14 protein-coding genes and 2 pseudogenes are annotated in these 16,424 nt (G+C 40.9%); 5 read left to right on the top strand and 11 right to left on the bottom strand.

The window, feature by feature from the left end; genetic code table 11:
- Positions 1–155 precede the first annotated feature (155 nt).
- Positions 156–1,082, top strand: a pseudogene (locus tag HGO23_RS05015) (integrase domain-containing protein); the annotation flags it as partial.
- On the opposite strand, the pseudogene HGO23_RS05010 reads toward HGO23_RS05015, so the two are convergent.
- The 3 genes and pseudogenes from HGO23_RS05010 to HGO23_RS05000 all read right to left on the bottom strand — a co-directional run bounded on the left by HGO23_RS05010 (position 1,048) and on the right by HGO23_RS05000 (position 4,149).
- A pseudogene (locus HGO23_RS05010) lies at positions 1,048–2,220 on the bottom strand (IS256 family transposase). The pseudogenes HGO23_RS05015 and HGO23_RS05010 overlap by 35 nt on opposite strands.
- Positions 2,221–2,438: 218 nt before the next feature.
- Entirely contained in the window at positions 2,439–2,873 is a 435-nt protein-coding gene (locus tag HGO23_RS05005; RefSeq protein WP_209028178.1) for an NUDIX domain-containing protein, read from the bottom strand.
- A 16-nt stretch (positions 2,874–2,889) separates the two neighbouring features.
- On the bottom strand, positions 2,890–4,149 hold the full coding sequence (locus HGO23_RS05000; protein ID WP_209028177.1) for an adenylosuccinate synthetase: 1,260 nt from the start codon (positions 4,147–4,149) through the stop codon (positions 2,890–2,892).
- 240 nt (positions 4,150–4,389) lie between these two features.
- Between HGO23_RS05000 and HGO23_RS04995 the strand changes: the two genes are divergently transcribed.
- A complete protein-coding gene (locus tag HGO23_RS04995) occupies positions 4,390–5,358 on the top strand; it encodes an IS30 family transposase (protein ID WP_209027116.1) in 969 nt (322 codons plus the stop codon).
- Positions 5,359–5,416: 58 nt separating this feature from the next.
- Here the strand turns inward: HGO23_RS04995 and HGO23_RS04990 are convergent, their stop codons facing one another.
- Both HGO23_RS04990 and HGO23_RS04985 read right to left on the bottom strand, forming a co-directional pair.
- Positions 5,417–6,088, bottom strand: coding sequence for an HAD family hydrolase (locus tag HGO23_RS04990; protein WP_209028176.1), 672 nt, complete (start codon positions 6,086–6,088; stop codon positions 5,417–5,419).
- 96 nt (positions 6,089–6,184) lie between these two features.
- Positions 6,185–6,421 carry a hypothetical protein gene (locus tag HGO23_RS04985; RefSeq protein WP_209028175.1) on the bottom strand — a complete coding sequence of 79 codons (237 nt, stop codon included), beginning with the start codon at positions 6,419–6,421 and terminating at the stop codon, positions 6,185–6,187.
- Positions 6,422–6,476: 55 nt separating this feature from the next.
- Between HGO23_RS04985 and HGO23_RS04980 the strand changes: the two genes are divergently transcribed.
- A protein-coding gene (locus tag HGO23_RS04980) for an IS1 family transposase (protein WP_209028708.1) occupies positions 6,477–7,174 on the top strand; the annotation gives its coding sequence in 2 pieces (ribosomal slippage) (positions 6,477–6,726 and positions 6,726–7,174; 699 coding nt in all).
- A 67-nt stretch (positions 7,175–7,241) separates the two neighbouring features.
- Here HGO23_RS04980 and HGO23_RS04975 read toward each other — a convergent pair.
- Both HGO23_RS04975 and HGO23_RS04970 read right to left on the bottom strand, forming a co-directional pair.
- On the bottom strand, positions 7,242–8,282 hold the full coding sequence (locus HGO23_RS04975) for an IS481 family transposase (protein WP_209027134.1): 1,041 nt from the start codon (positions 8,280–8,282) through the stop codon (positions 7,242–7,244).
- 108 nt (positions 8,283–8,390) lie between these two features.
- Complete coding sequence (locus HGO23_RS04970; RefSeq protein ID WP_209028174.1) at positions 8,391–8,597, bottom strand: reverse transcriptase domain-containing protein; 207 nt, start codon at positions 8,595–8,597, stop codon at positions 8,391–8,393.
- A gap of 327 nt (positions 8,598–8,924) precedes the next feature.
- Here HGO23_RS04970 and iclR point away from each other — a divergent pair, with 327 nt between their 5' ends.
- Both iclR and HGO23_RS04960 read left to right on the top strand, forming a co-directional pair.
- On the top strand, positions 8,925–9,755 hold the full coding sequence (iclR, locus tag HGO23_RS04965; RefSeq protein ID WP_099136090.1) for a glyoxylate bypass operon transcriptional repressor IclR: 831 nt from the start codon (positions 8,925–8,927) through the stop codon (positions 9,753–9,755).
- Between the two features lie 212 nt (positions 9,756–9,967).
- The gene (locus tag HGO23_RS04960) at positions 9,968–10,609 is read left to right on the top strand and encodes a bifunctional 4-hydroxy-2-oxoglutarate aldolase/2-dehydro-3-deoxy-phosphogluconate aldolase (protein ID WP_099136091.1); all 642 of its coding nucleotides are present in this window, start codon (positions 9,968–9,970) and stop codon (positions 10,607–10,609) included.
- 207 nt (positions 10,610–10,816) lie between these two features.
- On the opposite strand, the gene HGO23_RS04955 is transcribed toward HGO23_RS04960, so the two are convergent.
- From HGO23_RS04955 to aceB, 4 genes are all read right to left on the bottom strand, one after another.
- On the bottom strand, positions 10,817–11,377 hold the full coding sequence (locus HGO23_RS04955) for a hypothetical protein (RefSeq protein ID WP_099136093.1): 561 nt from the start codon (positions 11,375–11,377) through the stop codon (positions 10,817–10,819).
- 237 nt (positions 11,378–11,614) lie between these two features.
- Entirely contained in the window at positions 11,615–13,348 is a 1,734-nt protein-coding gene (gene aceK / locus HGO23_RS04950; RefSeq protein WP_209028173.1) for a bifunctional isocitrate dehydrogenase kinase/phosphatase, read from the bottom strand.
- A gap of 78 nt (positions 13,349–13,426) precedes the next feature.
- On the bottom strand, positions 13,427–14,734 hold the full coding sequence (gene aceA, locus HGO23_RS04945) for an isocitrate lyase (protein ID WP_209028172.1): 1,308 nt from the start codon (positions 14,732–14,734) through the stop codon (positions 13,427–13,429).
- Between the two features lie 64 nt (positions 14,735–14,798).
- Positions 14,799–16,397 (bottom strand): malate synthase A, encoded by a 1,599-nt coding sequence (gene aceB, locus HGO23_RS04940; RefSeq protein ID WP_209028171.1) that lies wholly within the window; start codon positions 16,395–16,397, stop codon positions 14,799–14,801.
- Between the last annotated feature and the right edge of the window lie 27 nt (positions 16,398–16,424).

Genomic DNA, 16,424 nt, shown 5'->3' with positions numbered 1-16,424 from the left:
CCGCATGGCGCAAGCCCTGCGGGCTTTTTTGTATCTTCAATTTGTCCTGCGAAGTCTGAGCTCTCCTAATTAAATCCAAACCTTTTAGGCACCTTGTTAGGCACCTCCTAAAACATTATTGTTTTGGAAGTGCCTAAGACTATGGAAACCCGGCAATGGCAAGACAAACAAAACCTCTTTCCGTTAAGGAAATCGAGTCCGCCAAACCCAAGGAAGCGGACTACGTTCTCTATGATGGCGACGGCCTTGAGCTACTAATCAAATCCAGCGGGAGTAAAATTTGGCAGTTTCGCTACATTCTCCCTGTCACTAAAAAGCGTGCGAAAAAAAGTATTGGTTCTTACCCCTCGGTCACTCTTGCTGATGTCCGGAATTATCGGGCCGAGTCACGTGCCCTTCTGGCGAAGCAAATCGATCCGCAGGAGCATCAGCAAGAGCAACTACGAAGCACTCTTGAAGCAAAAACTAATATTTTCAAACTCGTAGCCGAACGTTGGTGGAATGTGAAGAAAACCACTGTCAGTGAGGATTATGCTAAAGATATCTGGCGCTCACTGGAAAAGGATATTTTCCCCAAACTCGGCGCAACACCAATAACAAATCTGAAAGCCCCCATGCTGGTGGAAGTACTCAATCCTATTGAAGCACGGGGTAATCTGGAAACGATTAAACGTCTTACTCAAAGAACAGTAGAGATCATCGACTACGCCATGAATTTAAGCGTTATTGATGCCAACCCCTTTACTACCGCGAGCAAGGCATTTCCTAAGCCAAAGAAAAAACATAACCCTACCATTCGACCCGAAGAACTCCACGGATTAATACAAGCCCTCTCCGTTGCAAGAGTAGAACGGCAGACCCGCTTAGTTATTGAGTGGCAGCTATTAACCGCTATGCGCCCTAGGGAAGCGGTAAAAGCCCGTTGGTCTGAAATAGACTTGGATAACAGGCTCTGGAATGTGCCTGCGGAAACGATGAAGATGGATCGCCCTCACACAATACCTTTATGCCAACTGGCTTTAGACATTCTTGAAATCATGAAGCCTATCAGCAGGCATAGAGAATTGGTCTTTCCTCATAGATCCGCCACAACAATTTTTTAGAGGCCGCCTGAATCGCCAGCCAAATCACTTTTTTCACTGAATCATCCGAGGGAAATATTTTACGTTTTTTGATGGCATGCCGAATGACACTGTTTAGCGATTAGATGGTATTCGTCGTATAAATCACTTTCCGGATTTCAGCCGGATAGGCAAAGAACGTGGACAGATTGCCCCAGTTTTCTCGCCAGCTACGGCTGATTTGGGGATAGCGCTCGTCCCACTGTTCAGCAAAGGCTTCCAAGGCTTGCAGAGCCATTTCTTCTGTCGGGGCCTGATAAATCTATTTGAGATCTTTGACGACCGCTTTGGCGTCTTTCCAGGATACATAGCGCAGGTTATTGCGTATCATAGGGACAATACACAACTGAACCCGAGTTTGCGGATAAACCGTATTAACCGCCTCAGGAAACCCTTTCAGTCCATCCACACACGCGATAAAAATATCTTTCAGTCCCCGGTTGTGAAGGTTTGTCAGCACGCCAAGCCAGAACTTCGCTCCTTCATTCTCGGCCAGCCATAAGCCCAGCAATTCCTTGTGACCTTCGGTATTAATGCCTAACGCGATGAAGACCGATTTATTGATAATTCGGTTATCCTGACGTACTTTGACCACCAAGCAGTCCAGATAAACAATCGGATACAGGCTATCTAAGGGGCGATTCTGCCACTCAATGACCTGCTCTTTGACTGCATCAGTGACCTTGGCTATCAGTGACGGTGAAACATCTGCATCATAGAGTTCTTTGAAAGCACCCGCGATATCTCGGGTGGTCATCCCTCTGGCGTACAAGGCCAGTATCTGGCTGTCCATACCGGTAATCCGCGTTTGATTTTTTCTGACAATTTGAGGTTCAAAGATGCTTTCACGATCACGGGGAATTTGCAGAGGTAGCTCACCTTCTTCAGTCAGCAACGTTTTAGAGGAATAGCCATTACGGGTATTGGAGCCCAATTTTGGCGGGTGCTTTTCATGGCCCAGATGAGCGACCAACTCAGCGTTAAGCGCGGTTTCAACGGTCAGTTTTTTGAGGAAACGGGAGAGCTGGCTTAAATCTTCCGGGGTTTTGAGGTTTTTAGTCAGCTCAGTAGCCAAGGCGTGTAACTGTTTCTCGTCCATCTTGTCACCTGTTTTAGTTGATAAATTAAACATACCAAAAACAGGCAATTACACAAATTTAGAAACAGGGTCTAGAACAACGTCACTTTCAGAGAAAATAAGTATCAGAGGAAATTAGCAGATATGGCGATACAAGATGAAATTCATAATAAAAAGGTCAGGTGGCATTAGGTTCATTAAAAGAGCGGGCCACAAGGCCCACCGTAACCCAAAATAGATTAGAAACCTTCCCTGATTTCTCTAATTTCTATTTGCTTGTCAAACCGTAAATGTTCATCAAGCGCCAGCGGGATTAACCAACGTAAATTGTAGATAACACTACCCGGTAATGCATCTGTTTCATATATATCAACAACTTCTTTTTCAATAGATTTGGCAGAATAAATTCTGTCATCATGCGTATAGAGAAAATTAACCTGATAAACATCAGGACGAGTTAAAATAGTAAATAACTTCCACTCATCAGGGTTTGTCTCAATTCCTGCTTCTTCAGCAAATTCTCTTGCCATCGCCTGTTGAGGAGTTTCGCCTGTTTCTACTTTCCCACCAATTCCATTAAGTTTCCCTGCTTGCCAACTGGGTTGTAACTTTGAGATAAGGGCAACGTGTTTCTTATCTTTAGAAAACATAAATCCGGTTACATAATGAATCATTATCTTCCTCATTTCATTACTGAACTATTAAAGTTTGATCTCTGTCTGGCCCATGTGAAATATATTTAATCGGAACACCAGCATAATTCCGGATAAATGTGAGAAAATCAATCAATTCAGCAGGCAGCTCTGTTAAGTGTGTATATGATGAGTTAAGTTCTCCCCAACATTTAAATGTCTTATAAATCGGTTTCACTTTATCGAGCTGTAATAATGCTTCATCACAACAAACAGGTTTACCCCCAATTTCATATGCAATAGCAACTTTTATTTCATGCAAACCAGCTAAAACATCAACATTGGTTATTGCCAGTTCTGTTACCCCGTTAAGTTTTACTGCATGTTTAATTAAACACAAATCCAACCAACCACACCACCTCGGCCTTTTGGAAACAGTACCATATTCATTTCCACGCTCACGAATGTAATCAGACTGTTCTGTCAGCAGTTCAGTCGGGAATGGGCCGTTGCCTACATGGATCATATAGGCTTTCATTACACCAACAATGTGCATTTTCTGCGCTGGTATGCCTATCATAGCAAAACAGGTTTGAACTAATGTTTGATACGCTACGGTATAAGGATAAGTACCAAAGCTGTTATCTAAGAAAGTTGCTTGTGAGGTTTCAAGTAAAACATCTTCTCCAATATTGAGTAAGTCACCGATTGCTTCATTAGTAAATGTGAAATAAGGCTCGATTTCTTTTCCATATTGATGAATCAGTTCCAGCATTTCTTCAAAATCTAATGCAGCACTTTCATTAAAAACATGGTTAATTTGTTTTTCTCTAATATTCCAAAGAAATTCTAATTTACTCCTCAGATTTTCTTTATCCAGAGTATCAATAAGCCTGATGCCATGCCGGTTAGATTTATCTTCAACACAAGCACCTACACCCACTCCTACCGATCCTATCTTATTTTTACCTTTATATTTCTCCGATGCTTTATTTAGCTCAGCATGTAATGGTAATACAATATGGCAACGTGGATCAATAGAAATAGTAGAGTGAATATTTTCTCTTTTTATAAAATCAATCTCTTTAACAAGTACAGGAAGACTAATCAAGGCTCCCTGACAGATATAAAGATTATTTTTACTAAGTGATGCAGGTAATTGTGAGAATGAGCCTCTTACATTGCCATGTTGCACACAATGACCTGCATTTGCCCCTCCATTAAATCGAGCAATGTTATTTACATTACCAGATAAATAGTCAACAAATTTACCCTTTCCTTCATCTCCAAATTGAAGTCCAACTACGGATATTAGCATAGATAAATCTCTTCTAATTACGAATTCATTTAAAATGATATTTTATTTTTAAATAATTACTTGAGTGATTTAATTATCATATTAAACACCCATGTATTTCACAATATAACCCCCTCCTTTTAAAGTCATAATAAGAATATGCCTTTTAAAAGGATCTTGGATTCGACTAATAAGTGCAATTTCTGAGAAAGGCGGTCAGTTGCTATAGTAGGCATCTTTCTCGCCAAAGGAAAATGCACTATGGCCTATACACAACTGACCGAAATAGAAAGATATCAGATTTTCAGTTTAAAAGAAGCCGGTTTTACACAACGCTTTATTGCCACGTCGCTCAATCGAGCCCCATCAACGATTAGCCGGGAATTGAGACGAAACCGGGAAGCACAGAAATACTGTCCTAAACAGGCTCAGCTTAAAGCCTCAGAGCGCCGCTATGCTGCTGTAAAAGCAGTCAAAGTTACACCAGAGATCACAAAGTTGATTAAACAGCTAATTTGGCAAGATTTAAGCCCTGAACAAACAGTCGGTTATCTCAAAAGGGAAAATATAATATCTTTGCATCATGAAACAGTTTATAGATTGATTTATAAGGATAAGCTTAATGGTGGTGATTTATGGCAGCATTTCAGGATTGCTAAAAAACCGTATCGTAAACGCTATGGAAGTTATGAACGAAGAGGAAAAATCAAAAACAGAGTCAGCATTGAAAAGCGCCCAAAATGGGTTGATAAAAAGCAGCGTATTGGTGATTGGGAAGGAGATACTCTCGTTGGCAAAGATCATAAAAGTGCATTATTGACCTTAGTTGAACGAAAATCGTTATTTACTATCATCATTAAACTTGAAGATAAAACAGCAGAAGGTGTCGCAAAAGCGGTAACAAGATACTTATCATTGATAAAACATAAAGTTAAAACAATTACTTTTGATAACGGCCTCGAATTTGCCGAACACGAATTTATCAGTAAAAATTTAGAGACAAAAATTTATTTTGCTCACCCGTATTCCCCTTGGGAAAGAGGGATAAATGAGAATACGAATGGATTAATCAGAAATTACTTTCCCAAAGGAACCGATTTTAATAAGGTATCAGAGCGAGAGGTTAACCTTGTGGCAAACCGATTAAATAATCGCCCTCGTAAAACACGAGATTACAAAACACCAAATGAGTTATTTAAAGGAATACCCACTCATTTACTTCGTTTGTAACGATGTTGCACTTATTATGTGAATGCAAGATTTATTTTGGTGAAGTGTTTTTTGTTATTTACTCACTAAATAATTCACTCACTAAATAATCTGCCATTGATAAAGCCTTACTTAAGGTATCAACAACAGGAACACCTACTGTTTCAAGGCTTACACGGCTATGAGTTCCACCTGTATAAAGAATGGCATGAGTACCCGCTGCTAATGCTGCAATAGCATCATCAGTTGCATCACCGATTACCACGCTTTTTTCAGGAGAGATATGGAGTTTTTTAATATGGTTCGCTAATTGTTCCGATTTTCCGGTTGTCAATAACGGTGTATTTCTGCCATCTATATGGGTAAAGAATTTTGCAATACCGTGGTTATCAATCATAGGCACTAATTCTTCATGCTGCATGAGTGAGCATAATGATTGTGTTGCACCGGATTGATAACGGATAGCCAATAACTCACTTACCCCTTCTGCTAAATCTGCTTTTTGAATACCAGGACGATAATGGGCATTAAACGTTTTTCCTATTATTGACCATTCAGAAGATGATGGTTCACGCCCAATTACTTGCTTATAGAAAACCTGCACCGGAACACAATAATATTCACGATATTGTTCCAAAGTCAGCGGCTCAATACCAATCTCTGCAAGTGCTAAATTTGTTGCTTTCACTGAAACACTGACATCATTCAGTAATGTGCCATTCCAGTCCCAAATAATATGTGCTGTCGCCATAATTAATTAACTCCCATATTCCAAACTGACTTATTCCAAAACTAACTGGCATGATCTGAACATTCAGGACATTGATGTGCTATATCTTTAAATGCGTCAATAGGTTGCCCACAATTCACCATTTTTTGTGGCATGAGACTCGATAAAAAAACCCAATAATTCTGGTGCCCATGTTGAATCTGTTAAGGTGTCATGCAGAACAGACAGTAAACTGTATGAATAGCTAACCCAATCCGCAATAGTTGTATGAGCATATTTACCATTACTTAAGTACTGATTAGCTAATTGATTCAGTACCTTATGATGTCTGAAACACCAAAGTGTCAAGGTCATGCTCCCAATAATTAGATATCGTGATAAACTCCTTGCTTTTTATTATTGGTCAGATATGGCTAAAGTTGATGTGGTTTGTCGTTATTGTCACAAAACAAAAGAGGTTAAAGGGCATGGAAAAGGAAGTAGTGGGCATCCTCATTATCATTGCTATGCCTGCCGTAAAACCTTTCAACTGAACTACACCTATCAAGCCTGTAAGCCCGGTATGAAAGAACAACTCGTTGATATGTCGCTGAATAACGCCGGTGTCAGAGACACAGCACGTGTCTTGAAGGTTGGCATTAATACCGTCATCCGTACGTTAAAAAACTCACGCCAAGACAGGTAACTACACTGCCTCTGTCAGGAAGTGCCGTCCAGATTATCTGTGAAATAGACGAACAATGGTCATTTGTCGGTAACAAGAAAAATCAGCGCTGGCTCTGGTATGCCTGGGAGCCGAATATGAAGCGGATAGTAGCGCATGTATTTGGTGATCGCAGCAGGAAAACGTTGGAAAAACTGCTTGCGCTTCTATCTCCTTTCAATATCCAATTCTACTGTACGGATAATTATGCTGTTTACGATTGCCTTCCTGAAGAAAAACACCTTACAGGAAAGAAATTTACCCAGCGTATCGAGAGAACCAATCTCACTTTGCGTATCCGCATAAAAAGACTCAATCGAAAAACGATAGGGTATTCTAAATCCGAAGAGATGCACGATAAAGTAATAGGAGCGTTCATTGAAAGGGAGTACTACTTTTTTTGAGTGATCTAACTTGTAGTAGTTCAAACCTGATCTGACAGTCACCCACTTTGATGCAGTGCCTGTCAGATTAAATCTGGGTGAGATTTTTTTCAGCCCAGATTAATTTGCCTTCCAATAAGGTTTCTATTGGCGTACGACCACAACACATTTTTCCTTGATGAGTACGATGATGGTTGTAGTCATCTATCCATTCATCCAGATCCTTTTGCAGTTCATTGAGTGAGCTATACAATTTCTTTCTGAATGTGACTTGGTAAAACTCGTTCAACATAGTCTTATGAAAGCGTTCACAGATACCATTTGTTTGGGGCGACATCGCTTTCGTTTTCGTGTGGTCTATATCATTTATCGCTAAATAAAGCTGATAATCGTGGTGTTCGACACGACCACAATATTCTGTCCCCCGGTCTGTTAAAATCCTCAGTATCGGTAATTTATGCGACTCAAAGAAAGGGAGCACTTTGTCATTAAGAATATCAGCCGCGGTAATCGGTGTCTTGGTGGTATAGAGTTTGGCAAACGCCACCTTGCTGTAGGTATCGACAAAAGTCTGCTGGTAAATCCGACCAACACCTTTCAAGTTGCCCACATAGAACGTATCTTGTGAACCTAGATAACCGGGGTGAGCGGTTTCGATTTCACCCCAGGCCTCATCATCCTGTTTTTTTCTCTCAAGTGCGACAACTTGTGCTTCCGTCAGGATGATTCCATTCTCAGCAACGTGTTTTTCGAGCGCCAGTAAGCGCTTTTTAAAGTTTTCAAGGTCATGCCTTAGCCAAATAGAACGCACTCCACTCGGTGAGACAAATACACCTAATTTACGCAGCTCGTTACTGGTTCTCACTTGTCCGTATGCCGGATAATCAATGGCGTATTTGACAACCGTTTGTTCCGTTTCAGAATCAACCCTGTTTTTGAGATTGGGTGCCCTTCTGCTTTGGTTGATAAGCGCATCAATGCCACCAGTTTCAACGAGTTCTTGATAACGATAAAAAGTGTCTCGTGATACGCCCATCACTTTGCAGGCTCTGGATACATTGCCAAGTTCCTCTGCAAGATTGAGAAGACCCGCTTTGTGTTTAATAATTGGATTGCTAGTATGTAGCATGAGAGTTACCTCTTAGTTTCTTTGATTTAAGATTCAGCACCTTTAATCAAAGCGGGTAACTCTCTTCTTTTCAAATCGAAGTGTCAGATCTAGTCTGAACTAATACATCTAACTATTGGGTTCATGACCGCCTTGCGGTGTTCCTTCCGCTGTTCGATAAAACAATCCATTATCAATAAAACCCGATCCAAGCCACTGCTTCAGCATCCGTTTGTCTATTTGAATATTTTCAATTAGCCATTGATGTCCAATCTTATCGAAGCAGGCTTTGATATCCCCTTCCAAAACCCATCGGGCAGAACGTTTTTGACACAAGCATTTGAAGCTTTAACACATGCGACTCAATCGCTTTCCAGTCAATGGATTGCCACTGTGTGCCGTTAGGAGAGGCACTCACTTCTGTAGAAGCCATCATTTGCGTTTCTCCTTAAATAACCCGAATTCTGGATAAAGAATTCGGGTTAACTATGTGATGTGACGTGATGTAATCTCATATTTCTTCTCACTAAAAGCAATTTTTACCTCTACTCATCGGATGTGTTTTTTCCCTCTTTATCATCCATAATAAGAAAACGAAAACAAATTCCATTTTTTCTCTACCGCAGTCATACTATAAGTAGAGGATAATTTAGAGGGAATCTTATGAGCTCCGCCATTGCCAGCAAACGTACCAAGAAAACTAAAATGACAGCCGGTAGTGCCGCTGCAAGCGGTCAGGTTCAGTCCTTAAGCCGAGGCTTATCCCTTTTGGAATATATTTCTGATTCACAAAGTGGAGTCGCATTGACTGACCTTGCTATTCAGGCTGGCCTTCCCAATTCCACCACCCACCGTCTTTTGACCACATTGCAGCAGCATGGGTTTGTTCGTCAGATTGGCGATCTGGGTTTGTGGGTAATTGCATCACATGCTTTTGTTGTCGGCAGCAGCTTTCTGCAAAGCCGCAATCTGATGGTATTGGTTCACCCGATTCTACGCCAGCTAATGGAAGATTCCGGTGAAACCGTCAATCTTGCTATTTTCAATATTGATGAGTATGAAGCAGTCATTGTCGATCAGGTGCAATGTAATGCACTGATGCGGATGTCCGCTCCAATTGGCGGCCAATTGCCGATGCACGCTTCCGGCGCAGGTAAAGCGCTCCTTTCCACGTTGTCCGAACAAAAGTGCCTACAATTACTGCATAAAAAAGGATTACACGCCTATACACAACATACTCATACCACCGCAGCCGCGTTGAAAGAAAATCTTGAACAAATCCGTAAGCAAGGTTTTTCACTCGATGATGAAGAACACGCCCTTGGGTTACGCTGTATCGCTGCCTGCATTTATGATGAGCATCACGAGGCTTTTGCCGCTATTTCTATCTCCGGCCCAATATCGCGTATCTCTGATGATCGGGTAACTGAACTTGGTGCCCTTGTTATGCGGGCGGCAAAAGAGGTTAGTCGGGAATATGGAGGAATTAAGTGAAATTCCGGTTAATTTCACTTTTTTACGGCACAGCTAATATCAACCAGATGAGATGGTCATTGAAATCATGGGGTTGTATTCACCGGATTCTTCTTTTGTCCATCCCAATATGCTATTACATAATGCCTTGAATCAAGAGCCATGGCTCAATGACATTTTTATAATCAGGGATTTTAAATCCCGCATGTCTGATTTGACGAGAGAAACTGCTAATGAATAACTGGAAAACAACCGCAGAAAACATCCTGACTGATGGCCCTGTCGTCCCTGTCATTGTAATCAATGAAATTGAACATGCTGTACCATTAGCAAAAGCGCTGGTTGCCGGTGGAATACGCGTGTTGGAAATCACCCTGAGAACTGAATGCGCACTGGAAGCCATTCGCCTTATCGCCAAGGAAGTTCCTGAAGCGATTATCGGTGCTGGAACGGTCATTAATCCAGAACAACTGGCAGCCGTCACTGAGGCTGGGGCTCAGTTTGCCATTAGTCCGGGGTTGACTGATGAGTTGTTAAAAGCAGCGGCTACTGGTTCAATTCCTCTTATTCCGGGGATCTCTACAGTCTCTGAATTAATGCTAGGTATGAGCTATGGTTTAAACTGCTTCAAATTCTTCCCAGCAGAAGCAAATGGTGGTGTAAAAGCCCTGAAAGCCATCACTGGCCCATTCCCACAGGTACGCTTCTGCCCGACAGGTGGCATTTCTCCAGATAATTACTGCGATTATCTGGCACTGAATAGTGTCCTGTGCATAGGCGGTTCATGGTTAGTACCAAATGATGCGTTGAAAAAAGGTGATTATGCTCATATTACGGAATTAGCGCGTAGTGCAATTGCGGGAGCTAAAGCATAATTTAGAAGATTAATTTTACCAAATGCGGAAATTCTATTATTTCAATATTTTTACTTATTAGAATTCCCGCATTACAAAATCTAGTATAGTTTCTTAGCCAAGTGTTTTTTAAAAAAATTACTTTTATTCTTAGATATTGTTTTTTTAAACTGAGAGCTCCATCACTATTTATGAATGAAATGATAAAATCTATTCCCAATATCACTATCAACTAATTGCTTTTAATAGAGCCCACATACCCGAACCACTATCTCTATTGGACAATAGTGAAGTATATACTTTATACACAGCATCAGGTTGTTCTGCTAACCAAGCAGTATCAAGAAATCCGCCATGTGTGTTATTAAAACCATTAAGTAAGCGAATAATATCTCCTGTACGGATTTTTCCATCAAACACATTCGTACTATCGGCAAAAATATACCAGACCGCTGTATCGAGAGAATGCACCGGTCTATCCGCCGTGTATACATTGTAGAGCTCTGGATATGGTGCATTGCCACTTACTCTCAGATATCCTCCATCATTGCGGTAAAAGTTCACTAGAAAAACAGTATCACCACTATAAACTTCCGTTCCCAAACTCTTACCTTCTGCTGATAATATTTGCCATGAACCAGAGCCTGTATCCCGGTTTGGTAAAGCTGATGTTAAAACATTATATTTTTCTCCCAATGACGTTGCATATCCATTAGTATCAAGATAGCTGCCATTAGCATATCTGTTTTTAATATGAAGAATATCACCGTATAAAATAATATCTGCCATTATTTTCTCCCTAAATACTATTTAAAATTGATAGGACTATTTTATTAATGGTTATTATGATTAAATTACAAAACTATTTTTATTAAAAATTTAATGACCATTGACAGAATCATATCATTGAAAATTAATAAGTGAATAGATATCTATTTTAAAATACTCTTTAATACTTACTCTATATCATATATAGAAGAAATTATTTTATTTATGGTAAATACCGTCTTACGCTATATTTTTTTCTCAGTTTTCATTACGCTGGCAAAACCTTTGTCTACTACGATAAGCAAAAACATCCTCTACATGTCCTCTTTTAATACGCTCCTGCAATGCCCGCCAGTAATCTGCTTTAAATAGGTCACTGTGGCTTTCCTCAAAATACTTACGAATACGCTTGTCACTACATAAAAAATACCGGAACTCCTCAGGAAAAACATCGTTGGGAGCAACGCTGTACCACGGTTCGCTAGCAAGTTCATCTTCTGGATAACGCGACGGAGGTATATCTCTAAAATTCACTTCGGTCATATAGCAGATTTCGTCATAATCGTAGAAAATTACCCGTCCATGACGTGTAACACCAAAATTCTTAAATAACATGTCACCCGGAAAAATATTCGCCGCTGCCAACTGCTTAATCGCATTCCCATATTCCTCTACGACATCTTTCATATGAATTTCATCCACTTGTTCCATGTATATGTTCAGTGGGATCATTTTCCGTTCCATATAAAGGTGTTTTATCAAGATTTTGTCACCCAGATCTTCAAGTTTTGCAGGGATCTCTTTTTGCAGTTCCTCCATTAATTCCGGGCTGATATGGCGTTTATCGATGATAAAATTCTCAAACTCCTGTGTATCTGCCATTCTTCCGACGCGATCATGCTCTTTTACCAGCCGATAACACTCCTGAACCCGCTCCTGAGATACCTCTTTCTGTGGAGCAAATTTATCCTTTATAACCTTAAATACACGGTCAAAGGAAGGAGAAGTGAAGACCAGCATAACCATACCTTTCACCCCCGGGGCAATGGTAAATTGCTCTTGAGATGAGTTAATAAACGTCAGATATTCACGATAATATTCTGTTTTACCGTGTTTTTGGCAACCAATAGCCATATAGAGTTCAGCCGTTGATTTGGTTGGTAAAATTTCACGCAACCACTCCACCATTGCTGCCGGCAAAGGGGCATAAACCATAAAGTAAGAGCGGGCAAAACCAAAAACAATGCTGGCATCATCATGATGAGTCAAACAAGTATCAATAAAAATTCTGCCTGATTCATCATGGTGAATAGGTAATAAAAATGGATAAGTCATTGCATCCAGTCTGATTTTTCCTACCAACCAGGCAGCCTTATTACGATAAAATAGTTCGTTAGCAATCTGAAATGTTGCCTGCAATAAGTCGTGTCGAGAAAATGTATTCAGTAAGTACTGCGTGATGTAACCAATATCCCGCTCTAAATTTTCCCATTTCAGACGCAACGGTAAGTCATTTAAGATTGTTTGCAACATGGATTCTAAGTTGCCATCAGGAAAAAAATCCCGTGATAATGGCCGCGAAATATGACGAAAACGCCGCAGTGGTTGGGAAGAGAAGATAAATAAATTTTCTTGCTGCAAATTTCTGTGCTGAAACAAGCGGCAATAAACTGAGTTAAAAAAACTTTCTGCAATCTCAAAACGGGGATAATCCGGCAGTAAACGGGTATAAACAGCTTTGACTCTAGCAATGTATTCTTCGTCATACTGCAATTGCAATGAACCACTGATACATTTCAATTGTTCAACCACTAAACCAACATGGTGGTCATACAGGTTGATACGTTTCTTCATTGCCTGCTGTACTGCATGCCAATCTGCCTGTTCAAAACGCTGTTGTGCGCCAGAAGTGACTTCCAGAAATCGGCCATATTGCGCATCAAATCCCTGTAAAATAGTTTGTGCAACTAAGTGTGCGAAATCTGTTTCCATATTTACCACCTTAATCCGACGCGTAAAGGGGAATTCCTTACGGAATCCCCCAAAAGTGATATCAATAGATATGTAAACTTAGAATTGCTGTTCTTCTGTTGATCCAGTCAGAGCTGTAACAGAAGATGCTCCTCCCTGAATAATCGTGGTTACTTTATCAAAATACCCTGTACCCACTTCCTGTTGATGCGAAGAGAAAGTATAGCCTCGATCAAGTGCTGCAAACTCCCGCTCTTGAACTTTCTCAACATAGTGTTTCATTCCTTCGCCGCGAGCATAGTCATATGCCAAATCAAACATGTTGAACCACATGCTATGAATACCAGCCAAAGTAATAAACTGAAATTTATATCCCATCTCAGAAAGTTGTTCCTGGAAACTGGCAATAGTTTTATCGTCTAGGTTCTTTTTCCAGTTAAAAGATGGGGAACAGTTATATGCCAGTAATTTCTCCGGATATTCTGTATGAATCGCTTCTGCGAAACGACGGGCAGCCTCAATATCCGGGGTAGAAGTTTCACACCAAACAACATCTGCGTACGGTGCATAGGCCAATCCACGACTGATAGCCTGATCAATGCCAGCGCGGGTACAGAAGAAGCCTTCGCAAGTCCGTTCGCCAGTGATGAATTCACGGTCATAAGGATCACAGTCAGATGTCAGTAAGTCAGCAGCATCAGCATCAGTACGGGCAATAAGAAGAGTTGGAACGCCTAATACATCGGCCGCTAAACGAGCGGCTACTAATTTCTGAATGGCTTCTTGAGTCGGCACCAATACCTTGCCGCCCATATGCCCGCATTTCTTCACAGCAGCCAACTGATCTTCGAAATGAACTGCGGCAGCACCAGCTTCAATCATTGATTTCATTAATTCAAACGCATTCAGGACACCACCAAATCCAGCTTCTGCATCCGCCACAATCGGCAGAAAATAATCAATGTATTCCATGCTCTCAGGGCCAATTTCATTTGCCCATTGGATCTGATCGGCACGGCGAAAGCTGTTATTGATACGCTTAATGACATTCGGGACAGAATCAACCGGATAGAGTGATTGATCGGGATACATACTGGCGGCTGTATTAGCATCAGCAGCAACCTGCCAGCCAGAAAGATAAACCGCCTCAAGGCCAGCTTTAGCCTGCTGAAGCGCCTGACCACCTGTCAGTGCTCCGAGTGCGTTTACATAACCTTTTTTTGATTTTCCATGCAGCAGTTCCCATAACTTGTTCGCTCCCATTTGCGCCAAAGTATGTTCAGGGTTGACTGAGCCGCGTAATTTAATGACATCTTCAGCTTTATATGGACGGTTAATACCTTTCCAGCGTGGTTTTTTCCATTCTTGTTCTAATTGAGTGACTTGTTGTGCTCGATAAACGGTCATGATGTTTTATTTCCTATTCTTAATTAATTAGATATTAATTTATTCATCGGATATTGTTTTTGCATTAATCAAGTAATTGATAGCCCGGTAGGGTTAGAAAATCGACTAAATCATCTTGTGTGGTGATCCGTTCCATCAGGTCTGAAGCCTCCATAAATCTCCCTTGGTTAAAACGCTCCTCCCCAACTTCTTGTTTAATGACTACCAATTCTTCTTTCAGCATCTGGCTGAACAATTCTTTTGTTACCTTTTTACCGTTGGCAAGTGACTTTTCATGGTGGATCCATTGCCAAATAGAGGTACGAGAAATTTCCGCAGTAGCTGCATCTTCCATCAAACCGTATATCGGTACACAACCATTACCTGAAATCCATGCCTCTATGTACTGGACGGCAACCCGAATATTTGCCCGCATCCCTTCTTCTGTTCTCTCTCCCAAGCTCGGTGCAAGCAGTTGTTCCACAGTAATCGTTTCATCTTCTTCACGGAAAACCATCAGTTGATTTGATCTATCACCTAGTTTGGAATTGAATACATCCATAGCAACATCAGCGAGGCCGGGGTGTGCGATCCATGTACCATCATGACCATTATTAGCCTCCAGATCTTTATCAGCCCTGACTTTGTCTAATACTTTCTGATTCTGCTCAGGATCTTTACTCGGTATAAATGCCGACATTCCCCCCATAGCGAATGCGCCGCGCTTATGACAAGTTTTAATTAATAAACGGGAATAAGCACTCAAGAAAGGCTGTGTCATGGTGACAGACTGACGATCAGGTAAAACGCGATCAGCATGATTCTTTAATGTCTTGATATAACTGAAAATATAATCCCACCGTCCACAGTTCAGACCAACAATGTGGTGACGTAAGTGATAGAGAATTTCGTCCATTTGGAAAACGGCTGGCAGTGTCTCAATTAAGACGGTAGCTTTTATCGTCCCTTTTGGCAGATTGAAACGCTCTTCCGTAAAACTGAAAATATCACTCCACCACTGCGCTTCATGGTAGCTCTGAATTTTAGGCAAATAGAAATAAGGGCCACTCCCTTTTGCCAGCAACTGCTTATGATTCAAGTAAAAATAAAGTGCAAAATCAAATAATCCGCCAGAGACTGACTCATTCTTATAAATGACGTGTTTTTCTGACAGATGTAATCCCCGGACACGAGCAATTAAAACAGCGGGATCAGATTTCAGTTCATAACGTTTACCCTGTTCATTAGCATATGAGATTGTCCCATTAACCGCATCCCGTAAGTTAATTTGCCCATCAATGACCTTATCCCATGTTGGTGCCAGAGAATCTTCAAAATCTGCCATAAACACCTTAACATTGGCATTTAATGCATTGATGACCATTTTTCGTTCTACAGGACCTGTGATCTCCACTCGGCGATCTTTAAGATCGTCAGGAATACCCTGAATCTTCCAGTCGCCATTTCTAATGGAAATAGTTTCCGAAATAAAATTCGGAAGCTCGCCATCATCTATTCTCTTCTGCCAATTCACACGATCTTCTAGTAATTCTCTACGTCTGTCAGAAAATTTGACAACCAGATCCTCTAAAAATTGAACAGATTCAGTTGTTAGTACCTGTTTTTCAGCTTCAGAGAAAGGTTTTATAAAAGTTAATTCAGTTGCTAACACTTGCTGTGCCATCCCCGGTTCCTCGCTTTAAAATACTCA

Origin of the sequence: Xenorhabdus budapestensis, assembly GCF_017743015.1 — a bacterium.
GTDB classification, from domain to species: domain Bacteria; phylum Pseudomonadota; class Gammaproteobacteria; order Enterobacterales; family Enterobacteriaceae; genus Xenorhabdus; species Xenorhabdus budapestensis.
The sequence above is the reverse complement of the archived record's forward strand: the minus strand, read 5'-3'. Positions and strand labels throughout refer to the sequence as shown.